This window comes from Halovivax sp., from assembly GCA_007119345.1.
Taxonomy (GTDB): Archaea; Halobacteriota; Halobacteria; order Halobacteriales; family Natrialbaceae; genus Halovivax.
Genome location: SKPV01000270.1, coordinates 1 through 9192 on the forward strand (window position 1 = coordinate 1; position 9192 = coordinate 9192).

At 71.2% G+C, this 9192-nt stretch carries 7 protein-coding genes; 4 read left to right on the forward strand and 3 right to left on the reverse strand.

Annotated features, from left to right (window positions below; all coding sequences use genetic code 11):
- A partial coding sequence (locus tag QZT59_RS18110; RefSeq protein WP_394348681.1) for an AAA family ATPase occupies window positions 1-269 on the forward strand: 269 nt, incomplete at its 5' end.
- A 160-nt stretch (window positions 270-429) separates the two neighbouring features.
- On the opposite strand, the gene QZT59_RS18115 is transcribed toward QZT59_RS18110, so the two are convergent.
- From QZT59_RS18115 to QZT59_RS18125, 3 genes are read right to left on the reverse strand one after another with little or no spacing between them, the layout of a single operon-like run.
- On the reverse strand, window positions 430-1401 hold the full coding sequence (locus QZT59_RS18115; RefSeq protein ID WP_290819284.1) for a hypothetical protein: 972 nt from the start codon (window positions 1399-1401) through the stop codon (window positions 430-432).
- Between the two features lie 57 nt (window positions 1402-1458).
- Window positions 1459-1977 carry a hypothetical protein gene (locus QZT59_RS18120; RefSeq protein ID WP_290819285.1) on the reverse strand — a complete coding sequence of 173 codons (519 nt, stop codon included), beginning with the start codon at window positions 1975-1977 and terminating at the stop codon, window positions 1459-1461.
- Window positions 1974-3563 (reverse strand): DUF58 domain-containing protein, encoded by a 1590-nt coding sequence (locus QZT59_RS18125; RefSeq protein WP_290819286.1) that lies wholly within the window; start codon window positions 3561-3563, stop codon window positions 1974-1976. The genes QZT59_RS18120 and QZT59_RS18125 overlap by 4 nt, the downstream gene beginning before the upstream one ends.
- 217 nt (window positions 3564-3780) lie before the next feature.
- On the opposite strand from QZT59_RS18125, the gene QZT59_RS18130 reads away from it, so the two are divergent.
- The 3 genes from QZT59_RS18130 (at window position 3781) to QZT59_RS18140 (ending at window position 8888) form a co-directional block, all read left to right on the forward strand.
- Window positions 3781-5853 (forward strand): hypothetical protein, encoded by a 2073-nt coding sequence (locus QZT59_RS18130; RefSeq protein ID WP_290819287.1) that lies wholly within the window; start codon window positions 3781-3783, stop codon window positions 5851-5853.
- Window positions 5854-6089: 236 nt separating this feature from the next.
- Complete coding sequence (locus QZT59_RS18135) at window positions 6090-7385, forward strand: hypothetical protein (protein ID WP_290819288.1); 1296 nt, start codon at window positions 6090-6092, stop codon at window positions 7383-7385.
- 432 nt (window positions 7386-7817) lie between these two features.
- Window positions 7818-8888 (forward strand): DUF1616 domain-containing protein, encoded by a 1071-nt coding sequence (locus tag QZT59_RS18140; RefSeq protein ID WP_290819289.1) that lies wholly within the window; start codon window positions 7818-7820, stop codon window positions 8886-8888.
- Window positions 8889-9192: the final 304 nt, after the last annotated feature.

Genomic DNA, 9192 nt, shown 5'->3' on the forward strand with positions numbered 1-9192 from the left:
ACGGCGCCTCCCCGCGGGCCTCGCTGGCCTTCCTGAACGGCGCCAAGGCGCGAGCGGCGATCCACGGCCGCGACTACGTCATCCCCGACGACGCGAAGGCCATCGCCGAACAGGTCCTCGGTCACCGGCTGGTGCTGAGCACCGACGCCGACCTGAGCGACGTGAGTCAGGTGGACGTCGTGGAGAACATTCTCGAGGAGGTCGAGCCGCCGGGCGCCGACCCGGAGGAGCTGGTGGCGACGGCCGAGGGCCGTCCCGCAGACGAGTAGCCCGAACCGGAACCGTCGACCGGCTACCTCCCGCAAGCGCTTCGAAGCGCCCCGGGTGCTCCCCGTCGTCGGGGAGAGATATGCGGCGCCCCGTCGTCGGGGAGAGATATGCGGCGCCCCGTCGTCGGGGGCAGGGACGCGGAGGGAGTCGATCGGTCGCCTACCGGTCGACGTCGACGGCGGCGTCCGCTTCGTCGGCGTTTGCGGCGGTCGCGTCGGCTTCGTCCTCGTCGGCGTCGCTCGTCTCCCACCGACAGGTCACCAGCCAGTCGGCCCGCTCGTCGCCGGCGTCGACGTCGAGGCGGACCGGCCGGTCGAGCCCGACGGCGAATCCGACGGCCAGCACCGACGGGATCGGGTGATCGAACCGGTCGAGGGGGCCGTACGCGCTGTCGGTGATCGCCACCGTCGCGCGGCCGCCGTCCGGATCGATGTCGGGGTCGGCGCCGCGGACGAGTTCGAACTGTTCGACGAGGGCGTCGGCGAGCTGGCCCGCCAGCGGCGCCGGCGTCGACGCCGGGTCGCCGGTCACCGCCCGCTCGAACTCCGCGAAGAGGGGTGCGCCGGTCGGTTCGAGCAGGAGTCCCCGGGCGTCCTCGTCGGTGACGATGGGGCCGTCGCGGTCGTCCGGGAGTCGGGCGCCCGGCCGCTGGGGGACGAAGAGCCGCGGCGAGCCGGTCGCGTCCGCCGGAAGGTAGATGCGTTGGTCCTGGAGGCCGAGCTCGTCCGCGACGGCCGCCAGGTTGCTCGCGCCCGCGTCGTAGACGCGCTCGCCGACGGCCGCGGCGACGAATCGCTCCGGGGTGAGATAGTAGGTGAGGACGCCCCCGAAGAGGCCGGTCGCGCCCAGGGCGAACAGAACGGTGCGCGCGTCGGGAAAGACGAGCGCGCCGGCGATCGCGACGACTCCGACGGCGACGAGCCCGAGCGCCGTTCGCCGGTAGCGCGTCCGCCGGGCCCGGGCGTACTCCCCGCGGAGCCGGCGGTTCTCCTCGGCGAGGAGTTCGGCCCGCGCGACGAGGTCGGCGCGGTCGACGGCGTCCTCGTCGTCGCGCGCTGTTGCCTCCTTCGCCCGTTCCGCCCCGACGGCGGCGTCCGTCGGCTCGTCGACGGGTAGATCGTCCGTGCTCATCTGTCGGATGGAGTATCGTCCGTGCTCATCTGTCGGATGCAGGTGGATCGTCCGTGTTCATGTGTCGGATAGCGTATCGTCGGTCCCCGGCGATTCGCGGTCGTCCGTCACCAGCCCCAGCGAGACGAGTTCGTAGCGGTGCAGGGCGTACGCGACCGTCGCGAGGACGCCGAGCTGGGCCGCCGCCGCCAGCCAGAGCGGCTGGAACGCGAGGACGAGCCAGGCCGTCCCCCCGAGGGCGACGGCGCTCGCGATCGCGACGGTCGCGATCGGCCGGCGATCCGGGTCGGCGACGGAGGCGAGCAGGATCGTCACGAACCCGACTTCGACGAGGGCGAACGAAAGCGGATCGATTCCGCCCGGGACGAGCGCGACGAGCGCGACGTGACCGACGGCCAGCGCGTACGGGACGCCGACCGCGTACCATATCGCAACGGTCGCGATCCCCGCGAATACGCCGATCGGTCCGGCGACGAGGCCGAACGCGACGACGAGCGTCGCGGCCGCGAGCGCGGACCCCGCAGACCGGTCGGGTCGGCCCAACTCGGCGGAGCCGGTCGTCCCGGCGGCGCTCACGAGCGAGCACCCCCGGCGGCGCCCGACTCGAGGACCGCCGCGACGCGGTCCGTCGGTCCGACCTCGACGGCCCTCACCCGATCCATCCGGGCGAGCTCCCGGCGAAACTCCTCGAACGCGAGGTAGCGGTCGTACGCCCGCTCGACGTCGGCCAGGCCGCCGGGCTCGTAGAGCACCGTCGGGGCGAGCAAGACGAGCACGTTACAGCCCCGCTGACGGGCGAACGTGACCGTCTCGCGGAGCTCCGCCGGCCGCGCGTCGTCGGCGAACAGCACCAGCCAGGCCCCGCCGGTCCGCCGGCCGAGTTCGGCCCGGACGGCCCCGAACAGGGGATCGGACTCGAGGCGCCGCAGGTACGGTCTGCGGTCGGCGTAGAACGGGCGCAGCGCGCGGGCGAACCGGTCGGCGTCCCCCGCGAGCGCCGAGAACGATCGGCGGGCGTCGCCGACCGAGCGGCGGCGGCTCGCGACGGAATCCCCGGTCGACGAACCGAGTCCGGCGGTCGACGGCTCGCCGTCGCCGGACCGTCGGTATTCGCCGTCCCCGGACGGCCGAGATTCGCCGACGTCCCGATCGGGTCCCGTCGTCACCTCCCCGTCGGCGTCGGCGTGGGTGCGAGTCGATTCGCCGTCTGGTTCGACCGGCGTCGTCGCCGCCAGATCGAGCAGGGCGCTCCGAACGCGGCGGTAGGCGGCCGGCCCCGTGTCCGGATCGAACCGGTCGGTGATCCCCTCGTCCCCGACGGCGACCAGGCCGACCGGGTCGCCGAGGTGGTGGGCGCTCGCGGCGGTGGCGAGCGCCGCCGCCCGCAGGTAGTCGAGCTTCGTTTCGGACGGCGGCCCGACCCCCAGCGATTTGCGGTGGTCGACGACGAGCAGCGTCCGGCGGTCGGACTCGCTCTCGCGCTCCCTGACGTGGGGCGCGGCGAGTCGGGCCGTCGCCTTCCAGTCGATCCGCCTCGCCGCGTCGCCGGGCACGTACTCGCGGACCTCGGCGGGTTCGATGCCGGATCCCGACCGATGGCTCGCGTGCTCGCCGATCGCCGCGACGCGCTCGCCGCCCTCGCCGACGTGGACGCCACGCGGCCCCGGCGGCTCGACGGTGATCGCGGGACGGTCGCCGACCGCGAACGTCTCCCGAAAGAGGCCGTCGGTCGCCGTCACCGTCGCGGCGTCGAACCGGTGACGGCCGGCGATCGGCCACTCCACGGTCGCCGTCCGGTCGGCCTCCGGGCTCGATTTTCCGAGCGCCAGTTCGAGCGAGTCACCGGCGCGGGCGGCCGCCGGGAGCCCCGCCTCGATCGAGAGGTCAAAGTCGGCGGGGAGGCCGTCCGGATCGACGGCGGCCGCGAGCGTGACCGGAACGGACGCTTCCGTGCGAACGCCGGTCCTGGCGGGCGATTGGCGCACCGAGAGCGAGTCGGCGGTCCGCTCGGCCGCGCGGAGAAAGCGGTACTGCCGCGAGAGGAGCCACCCGCCGACCAACGCGGCGCCGGCGAGGGCGACCGGCCGGGCGAGGAGGACGCCAAACGCGGCGAGGAACGCCGCCAGCCCGCCGATCGCCCACAGTCGACGCGTGGGGTTCATACCGTTGTCATACCGGAGCGAGATGTTGAAGGTACTGGTACCGGAGCCGTTCGGCATCGATCGCCGGTTCGACCGGCGATCCACGCTAGTCCCACCGCGGAACGCGATCGAAATCCGGCAATTTCTCGGTTCTCGATCGCGCTTGCCGGGATAATCGGACCTTGATCGGCGCCCGGAGGGGACAGACGTTTTTCCCTGCGAGGCGAAGCCGGTCCTCGTGACTCGAACTGCCGGCGGCGTCGTCCTGTTGTGCGTGCTCGCGTTCAGCGCGAGCGCCGTCGCGGGGACGGCCGCCGGCACCGTCGCCGTCGACGACGATCCGGCGGGCCCGTCCGAACGCGAGGCGGTCGACGCCCTCTCGGCGGTCGTCGAGGAGGACGAGGACGATAACGAGACCGTCCGCCACCGCGACCCCGACGGGCAATACGCGGACGAGGACGAGATGCTCGATAGCTGGCTGACGGAGCAGCTGGGGAGTCAGCTCGAAGAGGGAGCGATACAGATCGGCGAGGGCGAAGCCGAGCGCGCTCGCGAACTCGTCGGCGACGAGTTCGCCGATCGACACGCCCAGTACGTCGAGGTGGCCGACGACGAGGACGAAGACGACGACGAGGCGGAGTCGTTCGGCGGCGCGGGCGAGGAGTTCCAGAACGTCAGCGCCGCGATCGCGGCGTACGAGGACGCCCTGGAGCGCTACGAGACCGCCCGCGACGCCGACGAGGACGAGCGGGCGCGAGAGGTCGCTCGCGAACTCGAGGAGCTCGCGACGGAGGTTGACGAGGCGAGCCGCGAGCTTCGGGAGCAGTACGCGGCCCTCGACGAACTCGTCGGCGCCGACCTGCAGGAGGCCGCGGCGGCGATCGAGGAGCGAAATCGCGAGATCCAGGCCGAGCAGGCGGAGATCCGCGAGGCCGAGTTCGACGAGACGGCGCTGCAGATCGAGGCCGATTCGGAGGCGATCTCGTTCGTCGACCCGCTGGAAGCGAGCGGGCGATTGCTGACCGCGGACGGCGAACCCGTGGCCGACGAGTCGATCACACTCGAGATCGGTAATCGGACGTTATCGACCGACACCGACGCGAACGGCGGGTTCGAGTTCTCCTACCGGCCGGTGTCGATCGCCGAGACCGCGGAGTCGGTGTCCGTCTCGTACGAGCCCGACGAGGAGTCGCCGTACCTCGGGAGCGAAACGAACGTGTCGGTCTCCGTCGAGCAGGTCGAACCGACGATCGCCGATCCGACCGTCGAGCCGGACGAGGTCACGCCGGGGGAACCGCTCTCTGTATCGACCGAACTGACCGTCGACGGCGAGCCCGTCGACGGCGCGCCGCTGCTCGTCACCCTCGACGACGAACCGCTCGGGAGCCTGGAGACGGAGAACGGGTCGTTCAACGGTACCGCGACCGTTCCCCCGACCGTCGCCGACGGCGAGGCCGAACTCCGGGTGGAGGTCCCGTTCGAGGATCGCGCGCTCGCGGAAACCGCGACCGCGACGACGGTGTCCGTGACGGCGGCCGACCCCGAGCTGTCGATCACCGCGGTCCGCGACGGGGAGCGAGACGTCGCCGTCGAAGGGACGCTCACGGCGGCGGGCGAGGGCGTCGACGACGCGCCGATCGATATCGTCGTCGGCGGCACGACCGTCGAGACCGTGACGACGGACGAGGACGGCTCGTTCAACGCCTCAGTGACGGTCGCCGACGGGATGGCCGACGGAGACGTCGACGTCGTGGCGGCCTACGACGGGACCGGAACGAGTCTCGACGGGGTCGAGGCGCGCTCGTCGGTGACGTTTCCGACCGCGAGCAGCGGCGTGCCGACGTGGGTGTGGCTGTCGATCGGATGGGCGCTCGCGCTCGTCGCGGCGGTCGGAAGCTGGGCGCTCGCGCGACGCTACCGGCGGCGGGAGGGAGGTGCGGCCGCGCCGGGGTCGGTCGATGACGACGCTGGCCGGGAACGATCCGGCGACGCCCGCCGGCACGCGCCGGTCGCATCCGGCGCGTTGCTCTCGGCGGCGACCGACCATCTGGCACGGGGGCGGCCCGAGGCGGCCGTCTCCGCGGCGTACGCCGCCACCCGGTCGGAGGTCGGATCTCGAATCGACGCTCGCGAACCGGTCACCCATTGGGAGCTCTATCGGCAGTACCGAGAGCGAATCGGCGACGACGAGCTGTTCCAGGCGGTGACCGAAGGCTACGAGCGAGCGACGTTCGACCCGGAGCCCGTGACGCGCTCCGACGCCGAACGCGTCCTCGACTGCGCGCAACGGCTCTGTACCGGCGACACGTGAACGGGCGGCTGCGGGGCGACCGGCGATCGGTCGAAGGGGTCCGTGGAGCGGGAGAACGCTCGCTTGCTGACCGAGATCGTCGACCAGCGGCGACCTCTCAGCGGGAGCCAGACTCGACGAATAGTCTCACGGCAACTCCGTACGAAACGTAGTAAGCGGCGATTTATTGGAAAAGGTATAATTGATTCACCGGCGTGGGACGTCCGTAGCGCCACGTACGATTGGTGGTGGGAGCCATGAGTGACTCACACACGACGACCGAGCGCGAATCCCGACTCGCCCCGAAGACTCCGCGGGCGGTCGTCCACAAGCAGATCCTCGACGCGGCGGCGTCGCGGCCCGAGGCGTCGATGGAAGCGATCGCCGACGAGGTCAGCGGCGCGAACGTCGGTCTCGTCGAACAGGTGCTCGAGGAGTACGGCGATCCGGCCGTCGACGCCGAGGACCACGATCAGCCGTCGCCGAACCACGCCGCGGGCGACGGCGAATCGGCGCCGACGGACGACGGCGAATCGGCACCGACGGACGACGACGGCGAATCGGCGCCGACGGACGACGACGGCGCCGCCGCGGTATCCGCCGCGAACGACCCGACGCCGAGCGAAACCTCCCCAGAACCGACGGACCCCTCGACAGCCATGATCGACGCGAGCTCAGCGAGCGACGCGGAAGTCGAACCCACGATCGACTTTTCATCACTCACCGAGAAACAGCGCGAGACGCTCCGGGAGATCCATCGACTGCCCGACGCCACGCAGTCGCGGCTGGCCGACCGACTCGGCGTGACGGGCGCGACGATCAGCCAGCGGCTGAGCGGCATCGAGGGTTTCGACTGGTCGCGACGCGAGGAGCTCGTCGACGAACTGGTGGCCTCCGAGGACCTCGACGTCGATCGTGCCGACGCGCTCGATGAACGGGCGACCGACGGCGCCGACGATGGCCGCGATCAGCGGACCGCCGACTCGGCCGAGACGGCCGTCGACGGCGGGAGCAACGCCAACGGTTCGAAACAGTTCGACGATGACGACGGCGGGGACGAGGACGAGTCTGTCGGGGGCAAGGACGAGTCGCTCGGGGGCGAGGACGAGTCTGTCGGCGACGAATCGAACGGGGACCAGACGCAGGAGCGTGGTGACCGCACCCCCTCGACGACGGGCGCGACCGGGGAGCGGAGCCCATCGTCGACCGAGGCCGGGCCGTCAGTGAACCATCTCGCGGCGCGGTTCGAATCGCTCCGCCGGCGCGTCGATGCGATGGAGCGAAATCAGCCGAACGCTTCGTCCACAGCGTCCGTCTTCGACGACCCCGAACTCGCCCACAAGATCATTCACGCGTGCTTCGACGCGGATTACGTGACGGAGGACGAGGAGGTGGAGATCATCGAGACGGTCGTGAGCGGGCCGGCCGGCGGCGGGCACGGGAGTCCGGATAGCCACGAGACACGCGAGGGCATGGGCCGTGACGACGAACGCCGGAGTCCGAACCGAATCGATCGACCGGTCGGGCACCCCGCCACAGACGATCGCCGATAGCTCCCGAAAGAGAGCTCCGCTCCCGGCCAGGCGTCCCGCGATCCTCCCGGCGACGCTTCGGGGAATTCGTGCGAGTCTCGGCCAGCCGTCGGCACGCGGACCGATCGCTCGAGATCCGTCCGACGGACTCCGCCACTGACCCGTCCGAAGTACTCCGCCACTAGTACTAGTGGGGACGGGTCGAGAACCACCTCGCAGGCCGCTAGAAGGTCCGATTCATCGCTTGGAGAACGCGAATCTTCCGGGTACAGTGCGCGACGTCGACAGGAACGCCGACGGCCGACCGAGAGGACGAACGCTGGCGCGGATGGCGACCCGACTCCCAGCCGATCGGCTCCGCTCGACCGCCCGGAGACGCGGGACGAACGTGGGAAACCCGTCGACCGTTCGAACCGACCGACTTTTATCAGCGAGGCGGCTATGTCGCGTCGAATGGAAGAGGGTCGGGCGCTTCGCATGCTGCTCCCGCGGCCGGTTCGGGAGCTCCCGGCGGACCTCGCGGGCGCGCTCGCGCTGGTGGCGGCGACGAACGTCGCCGTGCTCGCACCGCTGATCAGGGAGACGCCGCTGCGGATCCCGCTCGGCCTCGCGTTCGTCCTCTTCGTCCCGGGGTACGCCTTCATCGCGGCGCTGTTTCCGGAGGCCGGCGAGTCGCCAACTGCCGCCGACGCGGCCGACGACGGGACGTCCGAGGACGCCGACGAAGCCGGTCTCGGCTCGTACGTTCCCGGACTCGACCGGTCGGGCATCGACGGCATCGAGCGGGTGGCGCTCTCGTTCGGGCTGAGCATCGCGATCGTGCCGCTGATCGGCCTCGTGCTGAACTTCACGCCGTGGGGGATCCGGCTGGTGCCGATCATGCTCGCGGTGAGCGGGTTCACCGTCGTCGCGACCGTCGTCGGCGCCGTGCGTCGGTGGGAGTTGCCGCCCGAGGAACGATTCCGGGTACCCTACCGGGAGTGGTACGCCGCCGGGCGATCCGAACTCTTAGAGCCCGACACCCGGGGCGACGCCGTGTTGAACGTCCTCCTCGTGGCCTCGGTGGTGCTGGCGCTCGGGAGCGTCGGCTTCGCGGTCATGTTCCCGCCCCAGGGCGAGCAGTTCTCGGCGGTCTACGTGCTCACCGAGGACGACGACGGCGAGCTCGTCGCCGCCGACTACCCGTCCGAGCTCGAGCACGGCGAGGCGGCCGAGATCGTCGTCGGCGTGGACAACCACGAACACCGGACCGTCGACTACACGGTGGTGGTGGTCGAACAGCGGGTCGAGACGGTCGGGAACGAGAGCGTCGTCGAGGAGCAGCGCGAGCTCGATCGGTTCCAGACCACGATCGCCCACGAGGAGAGCTGGCATCACCTCCACGAGATCGAACCGACGCTGACCGGCGAGGACGTCCGCGTCGTCTGGCTGCTGTTCCCCGACGAGGCGCCCGCCGAGCCGACGATGGACGACACGGAGTACTCGGTCCACATCTGGATCGACGTCGAAGAAGCCGACTGGTAGGCGTCGATCCGTCCGGCTCGTTCGCGTTGCGGTCGACCTCCGGCGTCCGCGAGCCCGCTCGGTCGGCGAAGTCGGCCGTCGCGGACGATTCCGCGCCGTCCGGGGCGGCGGGCGGGGATCGACCGTCGTCGTGACCGCCGACCGGTCGCGAGCAAACAAATTTATGGGATCTTACGCGAATCGGCCACGGTGTGTCCCCTCCCGACGGCCGGTCGATCGTTTTCGCGACGCTGCTGATCGGACTGGTGCTCGCGACGGTCGGCGGAGCGCCGGCGCCGGCGAGCGACGCCGTCGGCGAGGAAGA